This window comes from Micromonospora sp. WMMC415, from assembly GCF_009707425.1.
Taxonomy (GTDB): domain Bacteria; phylum Actinomycetota; class Actinomycetes; order Mycobacteriales; family Micromonosporaceae; genus Micromonospora.
The window spans coordinates 5,335,699-5,359,679 of sequence record NZ_CP046104.1 but is presented as its reverse complement, the minus strand read 5'-3'; the positions used below and the strand labels follow the sequence as shown (position 1 = coordinate 5,359,679).

General features: G+C 70.5%; 26 protein-coding genes. 11 read left to right on the top strand and 15 right to left on the bottom strand.

Annotated features, from left to right (window positions below; translation table 11 throughout):
• Positions 1–6: 6 nt before the first annotated feature.
• On the bottom strand, positions 7–939 hold the full coding sequence (locus GKC29_RS25130; protein WP_155334334.1) for a replication-relaxation family protein: 933 nt from the start codon (positions 937–939) through the stop codon (positions 7–9).
• Between the two features lie 677 nt (positions 940–1,616).
• On the opposite strand from GKC29_RS25130, the gene GKC29_RS25125 reads away from it, so the two are divergent.
• Positions 1,617–2,165 (top strand): nucleotidyltransferase family protein, encoded by a 549-nt coding sequence (locus tag GKC29_RS25125; protein ID WP_230688809.1) that lies wholly within the window; start codon positions 1,617–1,619, stop codon positions 2,163–2,165.
• 241 nt (positions 2,166–2,406) lie between these two features.
• On the opposite strand, the gene GKC29_RS25120 is transcribed toward GKC29_RS25125, so the two are convergent.
• The 13 genes from GKC29_RS25120 to GKC29_RS25060 all read right to left on the bottom strand — a co-directional run bounded on the left by GKC29_RS25120 (position 2,407) and on the right by GKC29_RS25060 (position 14,176).
• Positions 2,407–2,868, bottom strand: coding sequence for a hypothetical protein (locus tag GKC29_RS25120; RefSeq protein ID WP_155333165.1), 462 nt, complete (start codon positions 2,866–2,868; stop codon positions 2,407–2,409).
• A complete protein-coding gene (locus tag GKC29_RS25115; protein ID WP_155333164.1) occupies positions 2,865–3,263 on the bottom strand; it encodes a hypothetical protein in 399 nt (132 codons plus the stop codon). Before GKC29_RS25115 ends, GKC29_RS25120 begins: the two co-directional genes overlap by 4 nt.
• Before the next feature lie 25 nt (positions 3,264–3,288).
• Entirely contained in the window at positions 3,289–4,452 is a 1,164-nt protein-coding gene (locus GKC29_RS25110; protein ID WP_155333163.1) for a hypothetical protein, read from the bottom strand.
• A gap of 71 nt (positions 4,453–4,523) precedes the next feature.
• A complete protein-coding gene (locus GKC29_RS25105) occupies positions 4,524–4,808 on the bottom strand; it encodes a hypothetical protein (protein WP_155333162.1) in 285 nt (94 codons plus the stop codon).
• Positions 4,805–5,008: a DUF397 domain-containing protein gene (locus GKC29_RS25100; protein WP_155333161.1), complete on the bottom strand. Its 204-nt coding sequence runs from the start codon at positions 5,006–5,008 to the stop codon at positions 4,805–4,807. The genes GKC29_RS25105 and GKC29_RS25100 overlap by 4 nt, the downstream gene beginning before the upstream one ends.
• A gap of 22 nt (positions 5,009–5,030) precedes the next feature.
• Complete coding sequence (locus tag GKC29_RS25095; protein WP_155333160.1) at positions 5,031–5,219, bottom strand: hypothetical protein; 189 nt, start codon at positions 5,217–5,219, stop codon at positions 5,031–5,033.
• Between the two features lie 406 nt (positions 5,220–5,625).
• Positions 5,626–8,100, bottom strand: coding sequence for a helicase HerA domain-containing protein (locus tag GKC29_RS25090; protein WP_155333159.1), 2,475 nt, complete (start codon positions 8,098–8,100; stop codon positions 5,626–5,628).
• On the bottom strand, positions 8,097–9,887 hold the full coding sequence (locus GKC29_RS25085; protein ID WP_155333158.1) for a VirB4 family type IV secretion system protein: 1,791 nt from the start codon (positions 9,885–9,887) through the stop codon (positions 8,097–8,099). The genes GKC29_RS25090 and GKC29_RS25085 overlap by 4 nt, the downstream gene beginning before the upstream one ends.
• The gene (locus GKC29_RS25080; protein WP_155333157.1) at positions 9,884–10,837 is read right to left on the bottom strand and encodes a PrgI family protein; all 954 of its coding nucleotides are present in this window, start codon (positions 10,835–10,837) and stop codon (positions 9,884–9,886) included. The genes GKC29_RS25085 and GKC29_RS25080 overlap by 4 nt, the downstream gene beginning before the upstream one ends.
• The gene (locus GKC29_RS25075; protein WP_155333156.1) at positions 10,834–11,754 is read right to left on the bottom strand and encodes a hypothetical protein; all 921 of its coding nucleotides are present in this window, start codon (positions 11,752–11,754) and stop codon (positions 10,834–10,836) included. Before GKC29_RS25075 ends, GKC29_RS25080 begins: the two co-directional genes overlap by 4 nt.
• Positions 11,755–11,756: 2 nt before the next feature.
• The gene (locus GKC29_RS25070; RefSeq protein WP_230689110.1) at positions 11,757–12,110 is read right to left on the bottom strand and encodes a pilin; all 354 of its coding nucleotides are present in this window, start codon (positions 12,108–12,110) and stop codon (positions 11,757–11,759) included.
• A gap of 656 nt (positions 12,111–12,766) precedes the next feature.
• Complete coding sequence (locus GKC29_RS25065) at positions 12,767–13,258, bottom strand: DUF1877 family protein (RefSeq protein WP_155333155.1); 492 nt, start codon at positions 13,256–13,258, stop codon at positions 12,767–12,769.
• Positions 13,259–13,309: 51 nt separating this feature from the next.
• A complete protein-coding gene (locus tag GKC29_RS25060) occupies positions 13,310–14,176 on the bottom strand; it encodes a hypothetical protein (protein ID WP_155333154.1) in 867 nt (288 codons plus the stop codon).
• A gap of 466 nt (positions 14,177–14,642) precedes the next feature.
• Between GKC29_RS25060 and GKC29_RS25055 the strand changes: the two genes are divergently transcribed.
• The 10 genes from GKC29_RS25055 to GKC29_RS25010 all read left to right on the top strand — a co-directional run bounded on the left by GKC29_RS25055 (position 14,643) and on the right by GKC29_RS25010 (position 22,976).
• Positions 14,643–15,503, top strand: a complete 861-nt coding sequence (locus tag GKC29_RS25055) for a hypothetical protein (protein ID WP_155333153.1) — start codon at positions 14,643–14,645, stop codon at positions 15,501–15,503.
• Positions 15,487–16,512: a TRM11 family methyltransferase gene (locus tag GKC29_RS25050; protein WP_230688808.1), complete on the top strand. Its 1,026-nt coding sequence runs from the start codon at positions 15,487–15,489 to the stop codon at positions 16,510–16,512. Before GKC29_RS25055 ends, GKC29_RS25050 begins: the two co-directional genes overlap by 17 nt.
• Positions 16,509–17,051 carry a DNA cytosine methyltransferase gene (locus GKC29_RS25045; protein WP_230688807.1) on the top strand — a complete coding sequence of 181 codons (543 nt, stop codon included), beginning with the start codon at positions 16,509–16,511 and terminating at the stop codon, positions 17,049–17,051. The genes GKC29_RS25050 and GKC29_RS25045 overlap by 4 nt, the downstream gene beginning before the upstream one ends.
• Positions 17,023–17,694: a hypothetical protein gene (locus tag GKC29_RS25040; protein WP_155333152.1), complete on the top strand. Its 672-nt coding sequence runs from the start codon at positions 17,023–17,025 to the stop codon at positions 17,692–17,694. The genes GKC29_RS25045 and GKC29_RS25040 overlap by 29 nt, the downstream gene beginning before the upstream one ends.
• Positions 17,695–17,806: 112 nt before the next feature.
• The gene (locus GKC29_RS25035; RefSeq protein WP_155333151.1) at positions 17,807–18,163 is read left to right on the top strand and encodes a helix-turn-helix domain-containing protein; all 357 of its coding nucleotides are present in this window, start codon (positions 17,807–17,809) and stop codon (positions 18,161–18,163) included.
• A complete protein-coding gene (locus GKC29_RS25030) occupies positions 18,160–19,302 on the top strand; it encodes a site-specific integrase (protein WP_230688806.1) in 1,143 nt (380 codons plus the stop codon). Before GKC29_RS25035 ends, GKC29_RS25030 begins: the two co-directional genes overlap by 4 nt.
• Positions 19,303–19,328: 26 nt before the next feature.
• Positions 19,329–19,763, top strand: a complete 435-nt coding sequence (locus GKC29_RS25025; protein ID WP_155333150.1) for a hypothetical protein — start codon at positions 19,329–19,331, stop codon at positions 19,761–19,763.
• A gap of 196 nt (positions 19,764–19,959) precedes the next feature.
• Positions 19,960–20,865, top strand: a complete 906-nt coding sequence (locus tag GKC29_RS25020) for a thermonuclease family protein (RefSeq protein WP_155333149.1) — start codon at positions 19,960–19,962, stop codon at positions 20,863–20,865.
• A gap of 366 nt (positions 20,866–21,231) precedes the next feature.
• Positions 21,232–21,486, top strand: a complete 255-nt coding sequence (locus GKC29_RS25015) for a hypothetical protein (protein WP_196255721.1) — start codon at positions 21,232–21,234, stop codon at positions 21,484–21,486.
• Positions 21,487–21,614: 128 nt separating this feature from the next.
• Positions 21,615–22,976, top strand: a complete 1,362-nt coding sequence (locus tag GKC29_RS25010; RefSeq protein ID WP_155333148.1) for a polysaccharide deacetylase family protein — start codon at positions 21,615–21,617, stop codon at positions 22,974–22,976.
• Positions 22,977–23,036: 60 nt separating this feature from the next.
• Here GKC29_RS25010 and GKC29_RS25005 read toward each other — a convergent pair whose 3' ends face one another.
• Positions 23,037–23,969, bottom strand: coding sequence for an aldo/keto reductase (locus tag GKC29_RS25005; RefSeq protein ID WP_155333147.1), 933 nt, complete (start codon positions 23,967–23,969; stop codon positions 23,037–23,039).
• Positions 23,970–23,981 lie beyond the last annotated feature (12 nt).

Sequence of the window (23,981 nt, the reverse complement as noted above, 5' to 3'; positions counted from 1 at the left end):
GACGTGCTACGGGCCGAGGTTGGTAGGGCCGTCGTCGGGAAAGCGGTGGGGGTTGGTCGCCGGATTGTCCGGGCCATGGTCCGAGGGCAGCTCGTGCAACCACCGCCGCAAGTCCGGGTCGGAGGTAATGGTCCAGGCGGGCCCGGCGGGATGCTCGCCGTGAACTCCGGTAGCCACCGGCATGGCAGTGGGCACACCGGCCAGAGCAGAGAGCAGGTGGCGCTCGCGGCGGCGGCCGGGCACGCGTAGCAGCACCGGATACCTGGGCCCGTAGGCGGCGAGGGCCTCGTAGCCGCGGAGCTTACGCAGCACCGTACCCAGGGGTTCGGTGCCGTTGTCGTGTTCCAGAAAGAATCCGACCTGCCGGCCGCCCGCTGCCCAGACGCCGTGCCCGTCAGGGCGGATGCCGGAGCGGGCGAACACGGCGGTCGCGTGTTGCTCGGACCACCACCGCGCCAGCTTCGCGTTGTCGTTGCCGCGGGCATAGGCGATCAGGTCGATGAACAGTTGGTTCGTGCCGAGCAGGTGCGCGAGTTTGCGGCTGCCGATGATGCGTTCGGTGCGCTCGATGCTGGAGCGGGGTGCGGGGATGTCGGGCCGGTTCGGGTCGTTGAACGCGGTCGGATGCACGACCATGCCGAGAGGGCCGAGGGTGTAGAGGTACTGGCCGCTGCCGGTGGTGACGTCGACGAACCGGCTGACCGCCTCCAGCTGGTGCAGGATGGCCAGTCGCAGCCGGGCGGATCGGCGGGACGGGAACAGGGCATCAGCGATCTGGTCGGCTGACAGCACGTAGTGCTCGGCCAACCAGGACAGCAGGTCGTGGTCGCGACCGGTCAGGCGACGCAGGCGGTCGAGTCGATCGAGCCGAGCTGACGACGAGCGGCGAGCAGGCGAGGGTGAGGGGTGTCGAGCGGTGGGCACGAGCGAAGCTCCCATGACGAGTAAGTGAGGAATCCCTCCCACCAGGAGGGGTTTCTGAGATCGGCGCGACGATGACCGACCGCGGTCAGCGGCGATGAGCAGCACTGACAGGCCCGGACGGCGGATCTGTCAGCGCGCCAGGGTGATCAGTGGTGAAAGGGATAGTGAAGCCTCTAGGGAAGGGGTGACGGAGGGCCGTGGACGAGCCGGTGCAGACATGTTGTCGACGCGCGAATCAACATGCCAACCGGTAGACCGGACGTGCCGGAGGTTTGAGGCTGCATCGCCTCGGGTTCTGTGGAGAACTCAGCTGTTGACTCCAACCGCCTCATGGGGCTGGGGTTGGGCCGTAGAACGTTGATTCGTGTTCGGTCGGCGGAATGTGCCCGTTGGCTGAGTGCAGGCGCTGGTTGTTGTACCAGTCGATTCACTCCGCGGTGGCCAGTTCGACTCGGGCGAGGCTGGGCCACTGTGGTGCCGATCTTTCTGCCCACGACGCCGGTCAGGCCGGCGTTGGACCACACGGGGCCGCTCTGGGCGTTCTGCACGCAGGGGCGGCATAGCCACTGCGCGTCGATGCGCCGGTGCAGGGCGACAGTCCGGAGCGCGTCGGTGACAGACACCGCTCTGCCCTCAGCCTCCGTCTCGCAAGCGGTGCGTCCGTCCGCTGGTCTAGGGTCCCTCGGGTGGTCATGAGCGCGCAGGACGTTGTGGGCGTCATCGAGTCAGACCCGGGAGCAATGAGAGTCCTCCGGGCTGCGGCCGACCTTGGATTACCGGACTGGTGGATCGGTGCCGGCTTCGTACGCAACCGCGTCTGGGACGCGATCAGCAACCTCCCGGTCTCGCCGGAACGCGACGTGGATGTCGCCTACTTCGACCCGGAAAAGCTGGACCCACGCGAGGACGCACGCGCCGAAGTTCAAGCCATAGGGGCCCTGCCTAAGGTGCCGTGGGAGATTCGTAATCAAGCACGGATGCATCTGCGCAATGGCGATGAGCCCTACACGTCGGCCCTGGACGCGATATCGCGCTGGCCCGAAACGGCAACGTGCGTCGCGGTTACTCTGCGGGGTGACTCTGTTCGCCTGGTGTCCTGCCATGGGCTGGCTGACCTTGTGGGATTGGTTGTCCGCCCCTCTCCAGCCTTCAACAACGCAGCGGGCCGCGCGAAGGTACAGCGCCGCGTGGAGGTCAAGGGATGGCTCGACCGATGGGCCGGACTGCGGCTGGAGATTTAGCGCTCACGCCACGCGACGGAAGATCACCCCGACAGGACGTCCTCTTCTCGGTGGAATGATAGTGCTGCAGCGGCCGAACGCTTGGGTGATCGAGGACCGCGAACCTCCGCGATGGCTACGCCATGATCAGCATTACGCCACGGTGGCTCGATCATTGCCGTGTAGGTAAGACCTGGCGGGCTGAGACCCGGTCAGCGGTGCACGAAACTGGCGCGTGCCGTGGCACGCGGACTGATCGGCGTCACGGGTAGCGGGAGGTGTGGCGGAACAGGCCGAGCCGGTTCAACCCGACCAGCGCCAGCACGAGGCCTGCCAGGAGCACCAGCCACTGCTCTACCAGCGGATAGAGCCGCACCATCCATCCCTGCGTCAGATACACCGGGTCGGTGCAAGACACCTGCGCGGTGCCCGCGAACCACGGATCCACCTGCCGACCGTTGACGTGCGGTCCGCGGTTCGGCCAGGACGGCACGTTCAACGTCCGGGCCTCGCCGTCGTCCGGGGTGATGGTGCACTGGTGCTCGCCACCGCGTACGGCGCTGGTCAGGTAAGCGGGGGCGTCCCCGTTCCAGGTGTGTCCGGCGTCGACGTCACCGGACCGGGCGTAGCCCATGAGACCGAGACACAGCGCGGCGATCACGCACCCGACCGACACCAGCACCCGGCCGAGCCACTTGTCCGCTTGCTTCGACAGCGTCCTCACCGCCACCAATCCTCCTGCCGCTCACCCTCATCCTCCGCTCGTGGCCGGTAACCGACGCCGGTGGCGGTGTCCCGGTCGAGGTCACCTGTCGGCAGCTCGTCGTGGTCGAGGGCCGAGGCGGACGCGGCGAGGGCGTCGAGGTCGAGCCGTTCGGCGTCGGCCCGGGCGCGGCTGAAGAACTCCCGGTAGTCGGCCACGGCGAGCAGATCCCGTGGGGTGACGCTGCCGGACCGCAGCTGCTGGGCGATTTCGCGGCCGATCGGGTCGGGGCCGGACATCATCGCCTCGTAGACCAGCTGCCGCCGGCGGGACTCGTCACGCAGGACCTCCCCGTACGGGGTGCGGTCCACTGCGGCGAGGATGTCCTCCGGACGGGCGGGCGGAACCTGGTTCACATTGAACATCCTTCCCGACGCCCGGTCACTCGGGCAGCCCGACCGGCGCCGGGGCGAGCACGGGCAGCTCACCTGGCCCCGCAGCCATCCCGAAGTCGCCGACGGCTGAGGTGAAGGCACTGGTGAGTGAATCAGCTCGGCCCACCAGGTCCAGCGCCTCCTTCAGGATGTCCCACATCTTGTAGCCCTCATAGAGCGCCGCTGCGCCGAAAACCACGCCGCCGATGACGGTCTCCGAGGTGGCCGCGGCCGTGCTGGCGGCCGCGACGAAGATCATGGCCGCGTCGACCAGGTCGGACAGCAGGGAGCCGAGCACCTTACCCATCTCGAACATCGCCTCGGCCGTCTTGCGGTACTCGGCCGCCAGCGCGATTAGCGGCCCGGCCGCGACGTCGATTTTGCGCGCGGAGCCCACGACGTGGGCCTGGAACGCGGTGCCCGCCTTGCCCTGCCAGTACTGGTCGGCACCGAGGGCGGCCCAGCGCAGGTTGTCGGCCATGCCGCCCAGAGCCGCCGCGAGGCTGTCGAACACGTCGGCGCACCCGCGCACCCCGGTCCAGTCACCCGCAAGCGGCTTGATCAAAGACTCGTACGGGTCGTAGGCGCGGTCACAGATACCCAGTTTCGCGCCGAGCCAGGTGGCGCCCCAGATCGCGTCCCGGGTTAGCGATGTGGGACTGGCCATGTCCCACAACTGCGGCTCGAACTGGAACGCATCATCCTTGTTGTAATCCGGCACCGCCCGCAGACTGACCTGCGGCTCGACCGGATCCGCGAACACCGCTGAGGGACCGGCCGCCCGATAGAGGCTCGCGTACTGCGAGCGGTCGAGGTGACCGCCTCCCCGAAAGGTGCGGTCCAACTGCTCCGCCGCCGCCTCGTCCGTGCGCTCGTAGTAGTCAAGGGCCTGGCGCAGCGACGACCCGGTGTCCGCGGCGGTGTACTTGGCGATGTCCTCGACAAAGTCACGGACAGCCAACATGGCCTGCTCGTGCTTGCCGGTGAGCTTGTTGATGAACCCTGGTCCGTACTCCAGGGCGGTGTTCGTGTCGAGGTAGGTCAATCCGGCCCGCGCGTCGTCGCCGAGCCGGTCAAACACCGCCGGTAGGCCGCGCAGCGCGGCCACATCGACGTCGAAACTCATGGCGCTGCCCCCGTTTACGCCGACCGGCGCCGTCCGGCCGGTCATGGCACCGCACATCCTCCTACAGTGGACGCCGTTCGTGGGGGCAGCTGCGGCCCGACGATCGGAGAACCCGGTCAGACCGTTTGCTCGGCGACGAGATGCCCATCGACGTACGCCCGGCACCGCTGCGGCCGGAAGCCGGCGAAGAGCAGCTTGCGCTCCTTCTCGATGAGCACGTTGTGCCGCTCGTCGACGCCTACGGTGAACTGGTACCGCTTGACCAAGTCCACCGACATGACCCGCAGCTCCCGATGCACCGGTTCACCGTCGACCATGATCGACAATCCGCCCCAGAACTTGTCGAAAGAAAACGTCACCTGGTGCCGCTCGTGGACACCGACGTCGAAGCTGAACTTCACCGGACGAGACCCCCGCACCTTGCCGCCGTGAAAAAGCCGACCCACCCCGACGGGGTCGAGATGAGTGCCACACTCGTGGTGTCCGCGGAGTCGCGGCCGGCCACGATGTTGGGAAGATTGATCGCGACTTCGACCCAGTTGCCACCGTTGCCGCTGCTGCGAGTGCTCCTGCGCCAGACGGCGCCGGTCAGGTCAGTCATGTCGAATCTCCGCGATGACGCTCTAGATCACGTTCACCGATTGTGCCTCACGAGAGCCAGCCACTCCAGGCGCGAACAGGTCCTCCCAGCTGCCGTCGCCGAGGCAGGGCGTCTTGGGTGAAGGCACGAGCAGGCGTAGGGTGTCCAGTCCGCTGCCTGCGATGCGTGCCTCGCGCTGCACCTGCTCGGCTGCCAGGCGCGGTTTGGCCACCGGCGGAGCCCAGGGACGGGCGTCGGGTAGGAAGGCGGGCCGGCGTGCGTCGCCGGCAGCAGGCCCAGACTGCCACCGCCGGGCAGGCGGCGGCTGCCTAAGCAGGGCTGAACACTAAACAGCTCCGGTGGCATCCGGCACGGCGGGCCAGATCTGGACGAGCCACTCCTCGGTGCCGCGGTGGTCGACAGACTTGCTGGCGAGGGCGGCGGCTAGCTCGCCGTCAGCGCGCCCGCTGGCGAGTCGGGTACCTCCCCCGCGTCGGAGTGGCAGCTGGTTGTCGGCGATAACCTGCAAGCACAGCGCCTAGCTCGGCAATTGCGGATGATCTTGTGGTGGAGTGTGCCAGGAACCCACAGGCTTCGCTGTCCCAGGAGATCCTTCCGTATAAAGACATCGCTGGTGGTTAGCCAGGCCCGCGACGCCGGTCGTTGGGTCGGGACGAGAATGTCTCGACGAGTGAGTCGATGGCGCTGGTGTCCTGAGAGGGCACGGTTCGGGCCGCGGCCTGTCGGATCGCGGTCGCCTCCCCGACGATGGGTTTGGGTGGGCGGGTGCGCAGAGTGAATGCCGGTGTCTGTCGGCCGTGCACGACGAGGCGGGCGGCGGCGGTGTAGGCGTCGAGGTGGGCGAGGTCGTGCTCGTCGAGCTCGGGCAGGGTGTGCCGGGCGAGGACACGGGCGTCCTCCGGCGCCACACTGAAGTAGATCTTGTTGCGGGCGTTCGCGGAGGCGGCGGCGAGCAGGTCCTTGGGGAACTGGGCGAGGTCCTGGTGCGCGAGGACCATGGACAGTCGGTACTTGCGGGCTTCGGCGAGCATCGTGTCCAGCGAATTGGCGAGGGTCAGGAAGTTCTGCGCTTCGTCGATGATCAGCGTGGCGTCGCGGCGTCTGTCCGGGGCGAGGGCGGCGCGGGCGGTGGCGGCCTGCCACACCTGCGCCAGGATCAGGGAGCCGAGCAGCTTGCTGGTGTCCTCACCCAATTGCCCTTTCGGGATACGCACCAGGAGAGCCCCGCCGTCGAGGACTCGGCGCATGTCGAAGCTCGACCGGGGGTGGCGCATGGTGCGCTTGACGAAGTCCCGCAGTAGGAACGCCCGCAGCCGGGCGAGGACGGGCCCGATGACCTGCGAGCGTAGGGCGGGGTTGAGGTCGTCGTACCACTGCCAGAACCCGGACAGGCCGGCTGGGTCGTCGAGGCCGACGGTCATCGCCGAGCGGAACTGCGCGCTGTTGAGCAGGGGTGGGATGTGCTGCAGGGTGACGTTGGCGTGCCGCAGCAAGGTGAGGCAGGCGACGCGCATGACGTCGTCCATGCGGGGCCCCCAGGCTTTGGCGAAGATGTTGCCGAAGATCGATACGAGGTTGTCCACGACGAGGTCGGGGTCGTCGCCGGCGAGGGGGTTGATGGTCGGCGGGTTCGGTTGGTCCGGGTCGAAGATGACGAGGCGGTCGGCGACGGTGGCGGGTAGCCGGTCGAGGATGTCGAGGACCATGTCGCCGTGCGGGTCGATGACCACGGTGCCCCGGCCGGCGGTGATGTCGTCGACGGCCATGTTGACCAGCAGGGTCGTCTTGCCGGAGCCGGTGGATCCGACCACGTGCAGGTGATACCGGGCGTCCGGCACCGCGAGGGCCACCGCGTGCCCACCGACCGTGGCGTCGCCGAGGACCTTCACACCCCGCCCGCCGGTGGGAACCGCGACGGGCGCCGGCACGGACTTGGCCCGGGCCCGGTCCAGGCCGGGCACCGCCAGGTCGCGCGGCAGCGCCGCCAACACCGCGAGTTCGGGGGTGGAGGCGAGGAAGCCTGGCCCGAGCCGCCGTGCGGCGACCACCGCCACCGGGGCGGCCATCCGGGCCCGGTGGGCGAGGCGGTTACGGCCGGCGTAGACGGCGAACGAGGAGGCGACCGCGTCCGCGAGCCCACGCAGCCGGGGATACGGGTCGCTGCGGTGGCGGCGGGTGTCCTTGGCGACCGCGTAGCGGATCCCGATCATCCACAGCGGATGCGCGGTCTTGTCGAGAACCGCCCGCACGTCGCGCTCCACCCCCGGATCCCGCCGACCGGCGCCCTGGACGCTGCTGCGGCTTGTCGTCGACGCGCCGGGTAGGAACACGTCGATCAGCCACCGCAGCGGCGCGGCGGGGTTGAACGTCGGCACGGCGGTCTTGCCCTCACGTAGCCGGCCGGCCGCCCGGCGCGCGGAGGCGGCGTGCCGTGCGGTGGCGGGGCGGGCGAGAACCTGCACGCACGCGTACTCGTCGGCGCGCAGCCCGGAGCAGGCGGACATCAGCGCCCGCAGCGGGTCGGCGTCGTGGTCCGTGCGGATCGGCAGCCACTGCGCCGCCGCCGGCAGCAGCTGCCCGCCGACCGCGGCCGTGACACCGAGCGGGATCGGCGGCTGGGCTTCGGTGGTGGTGCAGGTGGCGCCCGGCCAGGCGGCTCGAACGGCGGCCTCGACCGCACCCGGCGGCACGGTCCCGGGCACCCAGATGCCGATGAGCAGCCGCCGCCCGCTCCAGGTGTACTGCCACCCGACGTGCGGGCTGCCGAACAGCAGCCTGCGGCGACGGGACGGGGTAAGCGTGCCGTGCAGGTTGGCCCACAGCGCCGCAGCGCCGTGCGCGTCGACCTCAGGCGGCGGCGCGATGGTGACGAGCCGGGCGCCGTCGGCGTGGCGGCGGTGCCGCCACCCGTCGAGCAGGTTCCGCCCCGCCACGGCGGCCGTCAGCAGCGCGGCGGCGACGCCGAGCAGCCATGGCCGATCGGCCGCCCACTCGGCGGCCTGCAGAACCCACCGCGCTGGCGCGCCGGGCGGAGTTATGACGTCGGGCGGACTGGGTGCCGGCGATGCGAACAGTGGGATCGGTGGTGTCACAGCTCGTCCTCTCCGTCATCGAGGTCGGCCAGCTCCGACGGTGTCGTCGTGCACAGCTGGTGCTCTGCGGGAGAGGCGATGGCCTCGAAGCTGGTCCGGTTGGTGCCGCAGATCAGCAGCCCGGTGCCGACCCGGGCCGCGAGGAGCAGGCGGCGTTCGCCGGCGGTGAGGCCGAACGCGTCGCCGACCGTGTCGATGGCCTGGGGGGCCTGCTTGAGCAGCACCTGGGTGGCGGCGTTGGCGACCACCGCGTGACCGAGGTCGGTGCCGAGGACGTCGGCGACGTCCTGGGTGATGACGGTCAGACCGGCGTGGCGTTTACGGGCGGCCTTGGCCATCCGGGCGAGGAACCGGGCCCCCTCGCCGTCGCGCATCAGCAGCCACGCCTCGTCGACCACGACGAGCCGCCGCGCCACCGGCCGGCCGGAGGTGTCGACCTGCCGCCAGATCGCGTCCAGGGCGAGGAGAGTGCCGACGGTGCGCAGCTCGTCTGGCAGGTGCCGCAGCGACCACACCACCAGGTGGCTGTCGGGGCGGGTGGTGGTGGGCGCGTCGAACAGGTCCGAGAACGAGCCCCCAACCCAAGGCGTGAGGCGGGCGGCCAGCTCTGCCGCGGCCGGGTCGGTGTCGGCGCGCAGGCAATCGGCGAGGTCACGCAGGAGCGGGGCGGGCCGGTGGTGGGTGGCCGGATCCGCGGTGATGCCCGCGGCCCGGTAGGTGGCCAGGATCGCCCGGTCCAGGGCGGCCCGCTGCGCCGGTGGCGGCTGCTGGCCCACCAGCACGGAGATGAGGGTGTGCAGAAACAGCCCACGGCGGGTGAGCACGTCGGGACGGGAATCGCCTGTCGGCAGGTCGAACGGGTTGACCTTCACCCCGGCGGCGCCGAGGCGGACCACGGCCCCGCCGACCGCGTCGGCCAGCCGCCCGTACTCGTCCTCCGGGTCAACGACCGCGACCTGCACGCCTTGGTAGAGGGTGCGCAGGATCTCCACCTTCACGAAGTACGACTTGCCCGCGCCGGAACGCGCTAGCACGACGGAGTTGTGGTTCTCCTGCGCCCACCGATCCCACCACACAATTCCCCGGGAGTCCGGGTTCACCCCGTAGAGCACCCCACCCTCGGCGGGCGGGTCGCCGGGCAGCGGCGCGGGCAGATCCGCGGAGGCGAGAGGAAACGCCGCGGCGAGGGCGGCGGTGTCCATGGTGCGACGCCTCCGCAGCGCGTCCGAGGCGAGGGGCAGGGTGGTGGTCCACCCAGCGAGGTGCCGCCAGGTGGCGGGCTGCACCTCCAGCAGCGTGGACGCGGCGGCGGCTCTCACCTGCGCGCATGCCTCCAGCAGCTCGGTCTCGGTGCGGGCGTGCACGGTCAGGTAGAGGCCGACGCGGAACAGCTTCGCCGCGCCGCGGGCGAGCCGCGCGGCGAGGTCCGCGGCGTCGTCGGCCGCCGCATCCACCACCGGGTCGGGCAGCTTGCCGCGCTCGGCGTCGGCCCGGCGCGACGATTCGAAGCGGGCACGCTGGTTGCGCAGCCGGGCAGCGGCGACCGGCGCGGGCAGCGGATCGATGTGCAGAGCGAGGTCGAGGCGACCGGGCCAGGACAGCAGCGGTTCGAGCCAGGCCGGGCCGACCTCGGCCGGGTAGCCGGTCACCACCAGGGTGGCGGCGTAGCCGTCGCCCACACGCAGGAACCGGGAGGTGACGTCCACGGACGCCGGGGCGACGGTGGCCGCCAGCCGTTGGCGCCGGCGGTCATGGTCGGCAGGCCCGCCACGGTGGCGCAGCTTCATGTCTGTGGGCTCCTTCGGGGCGATCGGGTCGCGGTGATGACGGTGTCGGGGGCGGCGAGCCCGCCGGGGCGGGGCGGCCGGTAGGGGTCGGCAGCGCCAGCGAGCGCGGCGGTGACGGCCGCCGCGTCCAGGACGCGAGCGGTGACGCCGAGACCGGACAAGGCGCGGACACTGTCGTCGGAGCGCCGCCGGGCGGCGTGCTCGCGCTCACCCGGGCCGGTACGGGTGACGATGAGGACCTGCCGGCGCAACGGGTCCCGGCGCTGGGCGAGGTCGTCGAGGAACCGGGCGTGGTCGCCGGCCGCGTCCGCCAGGGCGGGGTGCGGCAACCGCTCCGTGGTGCGGGCGAGGGTGCGGGCGGCGGAGTGCAGGTCCACCGGCTGCGCCGACACCACGATCTGCGTCGGCGTCGACAGGGAGTTCAGCCACCGGCCGAACGTGTCGACCAAGGCGGCCTGCTCGTCCGGGGTGCGCAGCGCGAGGTTGACGGTCGTCGCGGCGACCATCGCCGCCCACGTCCCGCCCAAGCGGATCTCCCCGCCGTCGTCGATGGCGTCGGCGGGCAGCGTTAACGGCGCCGGCAGCGGCATTGTCGATGCCGGGGCCTGCACCCAGGTCGGCGTTCTCGTGGTGCTGTCGGTTGTCGACAGCGCCTTCGGGGACGTGCTGTGCCGGACCGCGGCGAGCAGCCACACGTCCAGCGGCAGTCCGTCGCGTCGGCCAACGGCGACGCCGAACACGAGGCCGCCGGCCACGACGGCGGCGCCGGCGAGCACCGGCACCGGAACAACACCGCGCGCCGCCCGCCAGGCACCGTAGAAGGCGAGGGCGGCGACGGCGAGAATCGCCAACTGCCGGAACGTCAGCCCGTAGGCGACCTTGTCCGGGGCATCGACGTCGGCGGGCATCCGCACCCGCCCCGCCTCGCTCTGATCGGTATGGGCGGTCATCGAGCCACCGCCCGCAGCCCGCGGCCAATGCCGGGAACCGACCGGGTGACCTGCTGCACCAGGATGACCCGCACGGCCGCGCCGAGCATGGTTCCCCCGCGACCGCCGGTTCCGGTCGTGACGTAGCGGCGCATCAGGGACGGCACCCGCAGCGTCGTCCAGAGCATGACCATGACGACGAACAGGTTGATCAGCCCGCCGGGTTCGACCGGCAGGCCGAGCACCGGCAGCAGGTGCCGCGAATCGGTGAGCATCCACTGCCCCGCGTAGAGGGTGAAGCCCTGCACCACCGGCACCGCCAGCACCCCGAGGTAGGAGCGCCACCACAAGCGGGCGACCGGGTCGGTCTGCGGCAGCGCGTGACACGCCAGGGCAAGCGGGGCGGCGGCGGTCAGGACGAGAACGACAGCGAAGCGGACGATCACGCTGAACGCCGTGGCAGCGAGCAGGACGGCGATGATCGCCACGCAGATCACGAACAGCAGCAGCGAGGCCTTGTCCTGCCCGCCGGTGACGTGGGTCCTGATCGCGCTGAGAGCGCCGTCGCTGTCCCCATCGGGTGTGGTGAGCGCGGCGGTCAGCGCGTTGGCCAGGTCGATGAGCGTGCCGCACCACAGCTGCGAGAAGTGCGCGGCGACGAACCCGACGATCAGCCGGGGGAGGAGGTCCTTGACGTTGTAGCGGAAGGCCTCGCTGCCACCGGCGGTCATGGTGAGCACCCCGGCGGCGACGAACGCCAGGACGAAGACGGTGTCCACGACGAGCACCGAACGGCCGGTCAGCGCCTGCACCTGCGGCAGACCGGTGACGTTCGGAGTGACCAACAGCGCGCTGCTGATCACCCCGAACAGCGCGTCCAGGCACCCGAGGATCGCCGCCGCCAGCCAGTCCAGAATCTGGTCCAGAAGCCAACCCATGATCAGCCCCCGACGATTCCCCGCACGACCTGCAACAGCACCGGGGCGAGAACCGCCAGACCGTAGCCGACCAGAGCGTTGCGCAGCGCAGCCTTGGCCCGCTCGACCTGCGTCGGGTCACCCCCGGCGGTCGCCCAGTAAACACCGGCCAGGACGAGGAACAGGGTGGCCAGGGCGGCGAGGATGCCCATCAGCCAGGTCTGCAGATTGTTGATGACGACCGGCAGCGAGTTCGCCGCCAGCACCGGCACGCCGGAATCGGCGTGCGCGGCGGCCGGCATGGACAGGACCAGGGCCACCGCGGCGAGCACCGTGGTGGCGCGGACGGTGCGCCGGGAGCGGTTGACGGCACCCATGGGTGCCATGTGGTTGCGGAACATGAGACTGTTCACCTCCCGCCCCGACCTCGATGAGGAGCAGGGCGTCGAACGGGCCGTCGGACAAAGGGGGGCCGCCGCCGGACACACCATGGGTGCCGAGTCGCGGGAAATCCTCGGGAGGAGCCCATCCTCCCGTTCAGGTCGGCGGTTCGATGAGGTGTCAGCGCATCGACATGGCGCGGCACCCGAGGCTCCCGGCTCGCACCGCTCGAGCCCGGCGGCGGGCGGAAGATCACCCATCACGGTCGGCTCGTGGCCGCCTCAGGAGACTTCCGCACCCTCAAACCGGTCCCTGTGAGCGCTGGCGAACACCCCGGGCGTCTCACACCGACCTGACAGGCCACCGACCGGACCACCCCCGGATCTGGCAGGCGGCTCACAGGCCCTGCAATCCGGCCCAGCCACGACCCCTGCCGCAGCGGTCCATGCGCCCTGGCAGGACGGGACCGTTCAGGCCGTGGGCGCCCCGAAGGCCCCCACACATTGCCCAGCCAGCGGGCGCGCGATCAGGGGAGTCACAGTGGGCCGGTTGAGGCCATCCACGGCACAGCGAGGTGTCGGGTCTAAGGACGTGCGTGACAGATCTGCCTCGGGACGTGGGTGACACGTCCGGCTAGACGATTTTCTGATGATCAGTCCCACCAGAGGGCAACCGCGAGCCGGTGCCGGGCGGCGTGCCTGTAGAAGTCGCGGACCGCAACGAGGTGGTGATGCAGGTATGCCCGCGGATGTGCGTCGAACGCTGGCATACCGAGGGCCGCCAATGCGGCCGCGGCATCCAGCGGCACGGCGGCCAGTGCCCCCTCCGGGTCCACCGTGCGCAGCACCCTCGCGACGTCAGCGACGGCGTCAGGTTCGAGCGCCGTGACCGAATGCTCCACCCGGTAAGCCGGATTGATCTCCGCATCGCCGGCGAACGCACGTCGCAGAGCGGTAAGGCCCGCAGAGGCGACCTGGCCGAGTTCGCAGGCTCGCAGCATGGGGCCGGGGGACCAGTCGAGGTCCAGGTGGTCGGACGGAGGGAGCAGCTCGAACGAGCAGAGCTTGTCCAGCTCCTCAATCGATCTGCGGCACGCGGCAAGCCGGTCTGCAGACAGTCTTGCCAGTTGCTGCGTTACGGCCATGGGAGGAGTGTCTCAGGGCCGATTCCCCCAGGTGCGGCATGGCATTTTGGATCAGGCGGCCGCAGCCGCTGACGTCGCGTTCCCGCGGCAGGTGCCGGCGCGGCCGGCACGGGTCCGGTCCCGGTGCTTGGCGATGGCGGCCAAATCTGCGGCGGCCTGCGCGGACGCGACGCCGGTGAGCAGCCCGCTGGCCAGCGCACGAGCAAGGCGCTCGTCGATGCGTCGGACCCGCATCCGCAGGGCGTCGACCCTGACACCCATGGCGGCCGCGATCGGCTCGATCGCCCGCCGCCCCAGCCGCAGGTCGATGTAGGGCTGCTCGTCGCAGGCGTCCAGCAGCCCCAAGCGGACCGCCCTCCGCACCAGCAGGTCGGGGTGCCCGTAGGGAACGGTGGGCGTCCGGGGCCCGATGACGTGCTCGACATCCTCGACGGGCACGCTGTCGCCGGCACGCCGGCGCAGCTCGTACCCGGCCCGCCACGCCGCCATACACAGCGACGCGTACGGCGCCGGCTTCGACAGGTCCACCCGGTCCCGCAACGCCGTCAGGAAGCCGGTGAGGATCTCCGCGTCGACGTCGTAGGCCTCACCGGACCAACCGACCCGTAACCGTCCGGCGCAGCGGCGCAGCGCCGGCAACGCCATCCCGGCCGCGACGACAACCCACGCCGGGCCATCCAGCCGCGCCCGCAGGACCAACTCCCGCCACACCCTGTCACGCCCCCGGTAAGCGCGCGGGTGCGCCAGCAGCCACTCCCGCAGCTCCGGCAGGGCCATGACACCTCCGGGCAGACCGCTGTCACCGCCGAGTTTGTCCAGGTCGAGTCTCACCGGGTCGGGGTCGCATATCAGTGCCGCGAAGGCAACCTCGACGGCATCCAGCGGCGAGTCCGGCCAATCGGTGTCGGACACGGCCATGTCCACTCTCCATTTCAGCCGAGAACGTCGATGACACATCGGTGCGTGTCACGCCCGACGTGGCGGCACCGATTGCGCCACGCCCGTCTCACAGAACTCTGGCGGAGCAGTCAGGTCCCCAGCGCACGTGACGGCCTTGGACTCTGACAGCGCCAGGTAAGACCGGCCGCTCCCACGGCGCGCCACCGCCGGAGGGCATCGAGATGTGACAGCGACATCGCCGACACGTCGACCGGTGGCAAAGACGCGAGGCGCCCATGGCAGCGACCGGTGCCGGATGACCGAGACGGCCGCGACACACGCCATGTCACCGCCGCTGCCCTGACGTGACGGCGCCGGACAGCACCGGCCACCGAGCCGCCGGATCTGTCAGAGGTCTGTCAGATCCGGGGGTGTTCGCCAGAGCTCACAGAGTCCGGTTTGAGGGTGTCAGCGCATCACGGCGCGGCGCGGAGCCGGACACCACATGAGCGAGCACCCGCCGCACCACCACGACCCTGTCCGCCCCGTCGACCCGGCACCATCGCAGATCGATCCAACCCTGACCGACCTCGTTCCGGGCGAGCCGCCGGTGCCGATCACCGTGTGGCGCACCGCCCGCACCGACACCGACACCGGCCAGGCGATCGGCGCCCGCCTGGCCTACCGCCTCATCGCCGCTTACAGTCGCCCCGGCGACACCGTCGTCGACTGCACCGACGAGCACGTCCTCGCCGCCGCCTGTGCCACCGGCCGGCGGTGGCATCACCCCGGCTGGTTCACCGAACCCCCGAGCCTCATCATCGGCCCCGCCACCCGCCCGGACCACACCGACCGCCAGGACAGCGATGGTGACGGCGACGTGCCCGACGTGGCAGCGTGGTTCGGCGACGACCTCACCGACCCGCCGCACCCCGACGACCACGACACGCCACAGGACGCCCGGCTAGTCGTCGCCTCGTGGCCGCTTGACGTGCAGGAGGCCACCAACCGGGTGCGGCTGGCCGGCCTGCTGACCGCCTGCACCCGGCTGCTACGCCCCGGCGGCTGCCTCGTGCTCGTCGTCGCCGTCCCCACCGGGACGATCACCAGGCCGCAGGACTTCAGCCCTCTGGCCGCCGCCGCGGCCAACGCCGGACTGGGCTACCTGCAGCACATCGTCGCGGTCACCGCCGACACCGACGCCGACACCTTCGTCTACCACGTCACCGACGAGGAACTCCTCGCCCTCACCGAGCAGCCGTGGGCGCTCACGCACCACCGGATCCACGCCGACTTGCTGGTGTTCAGCCCGCCACCCCGCGCACGGTCACGGCGCCGCCCCGAGGAAGGTGAGCGCCGTGGCTGACCACCACGCCGACCCACAAGACCAGCCAACCGCATCGGCAACCCGCAGCCGCCACCGCAACGCCGACAGACACCCTCCCGTACCGGAGAGGCCGGAGCACCTGTCGGTGTGGGCGACCGCCCAACAGACCGGGCCGGTGCAGCGCCGCGGCCGCTACCTGCCCGAGTCGGTCAAGCACCCCGCCCGCATGCTCCCGGCGATCGCCGCGCACGCCGTGGACGCCTACACCCAACCGGGCGACCTCGTCCTCGATCCGATGTGCGGAATCGGCACCACCCTGATCGAGGCGATCCACGCCGGCCGCGACGCCATCGGCGTGGAGTACGAGCCGCGCTGGTCGAACATCGCCGACGCCAACATCACCCACGCCCACCGGCACGGCGCCACCGGACGGGCCTCCGTCGTGCGCGGGGACGCCACCCGACTGTATTCGCTGCTGCCCGCCGCCCTCGCCGGGCAGGTCGCCCTGGTCGTCACCTCACCCCCATACGGGCCGACGGTGCACGGCCTGGTCCGCCCCGGAGCCGACGGCGTCGCCAAGTTCGACAACACCTACGGCGCCGACCGCGGCAACCTCGCCTACCGAGACCTCACCGGACTTACCGACGGCTTCGCGCATATTCTGCGCGGCTGCGCGACCCTGCTGCGCCCCGGCGGCACCGTCGTGGTCACCGCGCGGCCGTGGCGCAAGAACGGCCAGTTGGTCGACCTACCGTCAGCGGTCATCGCCGCCGGCACGCGCGCCGGTCTCGTCCCGACCGAGCGGTGCGTCGCCCTCCTCGCTGCAGTTCGCCACGGGCGCCTGATCGCCCGGCCGTCGTTCTTCCAACTCCAGGCCGTGCGCAAGGCCCGCACCGGCGGCACACCCATGCACCTGATCACGCACGAGGACGTGCTGATCTTCCGCGCCCCGGACACGACCGGCCATCCCGCGGGTTCGGTCGAGGGCCGGAAGCGCGACGCCAACATCCGTCGGCGGGTTGGCCGCGACGCGGGGCAGGGGGAGTGAATGCCGCCGCCCTGGCCGGGCTCCGGATCGGGTCCCTGTGCACCGGATACGGCGGCCTCGACCTGGCCGTCGAGCTGGTGCTCGGCGGCGATCTCGCCTGGTACGCCGAGGTCGACCGACACGCTCGCACCGTGCTCACCCACCGCTGGCCCGGCGTGCCCAACCTGGGCGACATCCGCACCGTCGACTGGACCACAGTCGAACCAGTCGAGGTGCTCACCGCCGGCTTCCCCTGCCAGGACATCTCCAACGCCGGAAAACGCGCCGGCATCACCGGCCCCCATTCCAGCCTCTGGCGACACATCACCCAAGCCCTTTGCATTCTTCGACCCCCACTCGTGTTCGTGGAGAACGTGGCCGCCCTCCGCCGCCGCGGACTCGACGTCGTCCACGCCGACCTGGCCGCGCTCGGGTACGACACGAGCTGGCTATGCATACGCGCCTCCGACATCGGCGCCCCGCACCGGCGCGACCGACTGTTCCTGCTCGCCACCCACAACAGGGGAGCCGGTGCCGACGCTGCCCACGCTCGCCCGTGACGGCAAGGGCCCCGGCCACCAGCACGGCCTGCCCGACTTCATCGAACCCGCCGGCACCCGCCACCACCTTCTGCCGACACCCCGCGCCACCGACACCGGCACCCCGGGTCGCCGACCCGGCAACGGTTTCCGGCCGCCGCTGTCCCACGTCCTCCTGCCGACACCGAGGGCGAGCGACGGGCAGAAAGGCTGCCCCGGACAACGCGGCTCCCACGGAGACCTCACCCTGCCGTCAGCCGCCGTCCGCCTCCCGCAGCGTCGCCTGCCTACACCTCGGGCCTCCGACGCCCGCGGCCCCGGCCGCCACGGCGACGGCGGCACCGACCTGCGCACCACCATCACCGACCTGACCACCAGCCTCGGCCGCGTCGACGAGACCCGGTGGGGGATCTACGCCGCCGCCGTCGCCCGCTGGGAACGGCTGACCGGACGGCCCGTCCCCTCACCCACCCAACCCGGCCAGCACGGCAAACCGGTGCTCGCGCCGCCGTTCGTGGAATGGCTCATGGGCCTACCCGAACACTGGGTCACCGAGCCGGCGCTCGGCCTGCCCCGCACCGCCGCGCTGCGGGTCCTCGGCAACGGCGTCGTGCCCGCCCAAGCGGCGACCGCCCTGCGCCTCCTGCTCCGCCACCACCACTAGCCGCACCGCCCCACGGCGGCTCGTCGCGGGCGGCCGTCACCCGCCGCCCGCGACGAGCCACCACACCTGCGCCCAAGGCGCGCGGGAACCGACAACATCCGGGAGCCCACCTATGCCTGCCAACCCGCCCCGAGGCCGACGTCGACCGCCGCCGACCGCCCCGACGCCAACCCACCACGAAGACCAGGACCCGCACCTCTACACCCCCGCCGAGGCTGCCGCGCGACTGCGCGTCTCGGAGTCCTGGCTGCGCCGCCGCGCCGGCCGCCGGCAGATCCCCTGCACCTTCCTCGGCAAACACCTGCGCTTCTCCGACGCCGACCTCGCCGCCATCATCGCCGCCGCCGCACAACCGCCCACCGGACGGCGCACCACCCGACGCCACCGACGCCCGCCCTCCGGCGACTTGAACCAGCCCGAAAGTCGAGCGTCAATCACCGCCGCACCCGACAACCGAACGGAGACATGACCATGGCCTGGGTGGAAAAACGCGGCACCCGCCACCGCGTGCGCCTGCGCATGCCCGACGGCACCGTCACCACCGACTCCATCCACGACATCCGCGCCGACGCCGTCATCCGCGCCAAAGAAATCGACGTCGAGGTCGCCCGCGACACCTTCATCGACCCCCGCGGCGGACGCATCCCCCTCACCGACTGGGTACCCATCTGGGAATCCACCCACCAAGCCGCGCCAGCCACCTGGTCGGCCTACCGCAGCCACCTCCGGCTGCACATCCTGCCCGCCCTCGGCCCGCTACCCCTGGTCGACATCCGCCGCCAACACGTCAAAGCCCTCGCTGTCACCCTCGGCAAACGCCTCGCACCCCGCTCCGTCGCCGACGTGATCATGGTGCTGTCGATGATCCTGCAAGAAGCCATTGAAGACCGCCGCATCCCCTTCAACCCCTGCCGAGGAATCCGCATCCCCAAAGGCATCCGCCCCGAACGACCCCACGCCACCGCCGACCAGGTCGCCGCCATCGTCGCCCGCCAACCCCGCCGCTCGGACGGGCTGATGATCCTCACCGCCGCCTACACCGGCATGCGATGGGGCGAGATCGCCGGCCTGCACCGCGACAACGTCGACCTCACCGTCGGCGACATCCACGTCCACCCCGAGGTCGGCGCGCTGCACGAAGTCGACGGGAAACTGTTCCTCGGCCCACCCAAGACCAACGACTCCGTCCGCCACATCCGGCTACCCCGCTTCCTCACCAACCTCCTCGCCACCCACCTCGCCGACCACCCCCACGACACCGTCTTCCCCGGCGCCCGCGGCCACCACCAACGCCGCTCCAACTTCAACCGCCGCGCCTGGACCCCCGCCGTCGCCGGCAACCCCAACCAAGGCATCCCACCCGTGCTGCCCGGGATGCACTTCCACGACCTGCGCCACACCCACAAGACCTGGCTCATCGAAGACGGCATCCCCGAGATCGCCCAAGCCCGCCGCCTCGGACACCGACTCGCCGGCGTAAGGGGCATCTACAGCCACGTCACCGAACCGATGATCACCGACCTCGTCGACGCCCTGCAGCGCCGCTGGGAAACCACCCAGCCCGACCGCCCCGACGGAACCGTCCGGCGACTGCGCGCCGTCGCCTGACACCTGTAGTGAGGGATGATGAGGGCATGCTGCAGGCGTTCGTCGCCGATCCGCGCTGCGCCGTGTGTGAGCGACCCGTATCGCACGTGGAGCTCGTCGCGCCCGGCGGAAAACCCACTGATTGGCAGCAGTGGTCACCGCAGCAACGCGACGCCTTCGACGCCGCCCGGCAGCGCCACGGCGACCAGCAGTGGTGGCTGCTGTTCTCTGGCATCGAGGCCGGCAACGGATACGGCCGCCCGGTCGACCTGGCGGAAGCGACGAGGATCGCCGCCGCCTTCACCGAGCCATACCGATACGCCGGTGTGAGAACAGCCGGCTTCTACGACGACGCCGGATTCTGCGGCCCCTGCGATGCACCGTACTGCCACCACCACTGGAACGTCTCCAGCACCGGATACGGCACCTGTCCCCACGGCCACGGCAAAAGCCTCGACCCGCTCTGGCCCGACGACCTCTAGCCACGGACGTGCCCCATGCATGCCGCAAACCCCGCGAGGGCGTAACTTCTGGCTCGTTCGAGGTCGCCTTCGCTGCCTACGAGGGCAGGTGGCAGAACCTCGTGGTCGGGTTCCCGCCACTTCGCACGCCGCGCGCGCACACGATGGTGGAATTGCTGCCGACAGCGCGCCTGGAAAGGGTCTCTGGAGGCGGCAAATGATCGAGCCCGTGCAGATCTTCTGGGCGCCGGCGGGGGAGAGCATGCCGTCGCTGGGCTCCCGCGCCCTGGTCGACGTCACCGACGGCGACACCCCGAACCTGCGCATGCCAGTGCGGATGCTGTCGGTCGACACCCCTGAGGTCACCGCCCGCAGCGCGCAGCGGGCCAGCGAGATCGACCAGGAATTCGCGCAGCTCGCAGACTGGATCCGCCAGGGCAAGGCACCCATCGCCCCCGGCCTGGCCGAGTTCCTACTGCCCAAACTGGCGACCGGTCAAGCGGGAAGCCTGCACTTCACCCAGGGCCAGGCCGCCTCGGCGTTCGGCAAGCAGAACATCACCACTCGCCTGGCCCGACCGAGCGGCACCCCACGGGCCATCTTCATCCGCACCGCCGACAGCCCGTTCGACACCAACCACCGACTTCTGGCCTACGTCGCCCCCGACTACAGCGAGAAGGAACGGCGGGAGATCCCCAAACGGCAGCGGCCGACGTTCAACCTCGATCTCGTCACCGCCGGCTGGGCCGCGCCGTTCGTGATCTACCCGTCCATCCCCGGCGCCGAGGACCTGGCCCTGCTGATCCACGCCGCCGCCGACGCCCGCACCAACCGCCTCGGGATCTGGGCCGACCCCGACACGCTGCTGGCTTACGAGTACCGGGCCATGGAGAAGCTGTTCCAGATCACCCGCAAGAAGGTCAACAACCAGCCGCTGGCCGTCCACGATCGGTCCTGGCGCGAGCGGTACTGCGCCGACATGCGCACCCGCATCCTGCATGGACCCGAGGACTACTTCGGCATCGACCCGGAATACCGGCTGTGGATCTGGCCCCCAGACCTCCGCGACGCCATCACCCGCCTCAACCTCACGCCAACCCCACAACTCGTCACCCCGACGTAGGGAGGAGTACGGCAGCCGCCGTCTGAGATCTTGCTGCCGGGGGAGGGTGGACACGAGATGGCCAAAGCGTGATCGTCTGTGCGTTGTGGACTCAAGATCCGACCTTGCGGTGCCGCGTGCCACAGCACAACCGTTGGTCGGTGGTAGGCGGTGCTTGCCGCGGTGGGTCGCTTCGCGGACCGGTTCGGGCGGGTGGAGCCTCGTCGTGCGGCGGCAGGGGTTCGTGACGGGGCTGCTGTCCGATCTTGAGATCAAGACGTGTTAGCAGCCGGCTGAGCAGGTTGGACACGCCCGGCCGAGGCCGAGCAGACCTTCGACCGGCTGGCCGAGGCGCGGGCGGTACACGACTGGCAGCCCACGCTGCGCATGACTGCCTGGACGCCGCAGACCGAAGGCAACATGATCCTGGTTGAGGTGATCGGCAAGGCGTCCGCGTGGCCGGTCTACGACGCGCCGGACCTGCTCGAACCGTTGGGCAACCTGCTCGAGGAACCGGTGACCGAGATTCGGAAGCGGTACCGGTTGAAGCGCGATCACTTCGCAAAGTACCTCGGCGCGAGCATCCGTACCATCGCCAACGCCGACACGTCCGCCGGGACGGGCGGGCACGCCCGTGCGTGACTTCACCAACCTGCAATGGCCTGAAGCGCCGACATGATCAACTAGGCTGGCCTGGGCGCCGAACCCGGCCGATCTTTGCGAGGCGGGGCCGTATCGGATTGCAAGATCGTCAGGTAGCGTGGCGCCGATTGCCGACCTTTTCGTCGCGGATTTTCGCCCGCTGCCGACATCCCGCTGAATGTGGAGGACCGTTGTCAAATCCGATCATCGCGCCTCGATCGGTCCCCGCGTGGGCCCCGGCCAAGTGGACGCAAAACTTTCAGGCGGGCCACGGGTGGAGCATCGCCGGCGGCAACGTGGGGTCGTCGAACCTCAACGACACCAGCGAGTTCGTGCGCGGCACCCAGTCGGTCTCGATCACCACGGCGGGACATGCCACCGAGAACGGCGCGGGCGTCGACCAGGCCAACGTTCAGCGGCTCGCGGCGCCGGCGCTCGACCTCACCGGCAAGGCGATCCGCCTGTTGTTCAAGGTCTCCGACGTCTCCAAGCTGCGCTGGATCAGCTTCTACGTGGGCACGGCCAACCTGGCCAACAGCTTCAAGTGGCGGGTGCACACGCACACGGGCACCCAGAACTGGGTGCAGACCGGCGAGTGGGTCATGGTCACCCTGCAGTGGGGCGACGTCCAGTCAGCCAGCGGCGCCTTCAGCCTGTCGTCCTCGCGGGTGCCATCGACCACCACAGGGTTCACCGACATGAGGTTCCAGGTGATCGATGCCGGCACCGGCCCGGTGAACGTCCGGCTCCAGTCCGTCGAGCTCGTTGACGACACGAGTGTGAGCTACTCCGAGGGCCTGGTGTCGATCACGTTCGACGACTCGTGGGCGGACGTCTTCGACAACGGGCGACCGGCGATGGACACGTATGGCTACCGCGGCACCACGTACACGATCGCCGACCAGATCGGCACCACCGCGAAGTACACCACGGCTCAATTGCGGGCGGCGCAGGACCTCTCGGGCTGGGAGGTCGCCGGACACAGCCACCGGGGCCTCATCCACGAGAAGCGATACGACGGCGTGACCGCGGACGAGGTGGACACCGACGCCGCCGGTCTGCGGGCCTGGCTGGTCGAGAACGGCTTCCATGGCGACTCGTTCGCCTACCCTGGCGGCCGGTTCGGCAAGACGACGGACGGGGTCAGCGTCGAGTCGATCGTGGCCCGCTACTTCGGCACCGGCCGCTCGATCATTGCCGAGGACAACCGCGAGATTACCCCGCCGCCGATGCCCTACCGGCTCCGGTCGCTGACCGGCATCAGCTCGTTCGCCAACGGCCTGTCGAACCCGGCCAACCTGGCCGGCCCGGGTGGTCTGCTTGACCGCGCCCAGCAGTCCGGCGGCTGGCTGATCCTCTGTTTCCACCGCGTCATCGACACCGCGCCGACGAACAGCGCCGAGTGCCACCGGGACGACTTCGCGGCCATCATGCGGGCCATCAACGCCCGCGGCATGGCCGTCCTGCCGGTCGGCGAGGTCATCAAATAGGCCACTGCGCCGCGCCTCCCGAGCGGGACCCGGTCAACCTCCGTCAATAGCACCAGCTACCTAGACCGTCGCGGCCAGGTAGTCGATCATGCGGGCCCTCTGCCCCTCGTCGGGCAGGGGGCCGTGCAGCGCCCGCATGTTCTCGGTGACCTGCTCCGGGCTGCCCGCGGGCGGCAGGGCGACCGTGACGGCCGGATGGGCCAGCACGTACTTCAGGAAGAACTGCGTCCACGTAGTCGCACCGAAATCGGCCGCCCAGCCGGGCACCGGACTACCCGCGACCATCTGGTGCAGCCGGCCTTCCTCGGTCGGCATGGTGACGATGACGCCGATGCCTCGCTCTGCGGCGAGCGGCAGGATGTGCTCCTCGGCCGTCCGGGTGAGGATCGAGTAACGAACCTGGACAACGTCCACGCCCGCGTTGCGCATCAGGATCTCGACGGCCGGGTAGTACCGCGTGTCCTGGTGACCGACGCCGACGTACCGGATCGTCCCGGCCGTCTTCCACCGCCGCAGCAGGGGCACGGCGGCCTCGGTGTCGGCCAGGTCGTCTACGTGCAGCAGGTCGATCTGCTCGCGCCGCAGCCGCGCTGTCGCGGCCCGGAGCTGACGATCGTCACCGCGGAGTGGCTGGGTCAGGAACATCTTGCCGGCGATGCCGAGGCCGGTGGCGACCTCGTGGAAGGCGAGTTCAGAGTCACCGGACAGACCAGAGGTGTCGATCACCCGGCCGCCGGCTTCCCAGTGCGCCTTCACGAGGTTGCGCAGGTAGGAGCGCTGCGCGGGTCGCCCGCCGAGGCCGGTGAGAGCGAGCCCGATCGCCGGGAGCCGCTCGCCGGTACGCCCGAGGGTGAGCAGCCCGGGCGGGGCAGCGTGCGCGGCCCGCGCGTGGCCGTTGATCTCTGCGGCCAGCATGCCTACCCCCACCAGACCGGCGGTCAGCAGGCCGCGCCGGGTGAGCAGGAATGCCGGTGGCGAAAGCTTGGATGTCACGGGGTTCCTCCC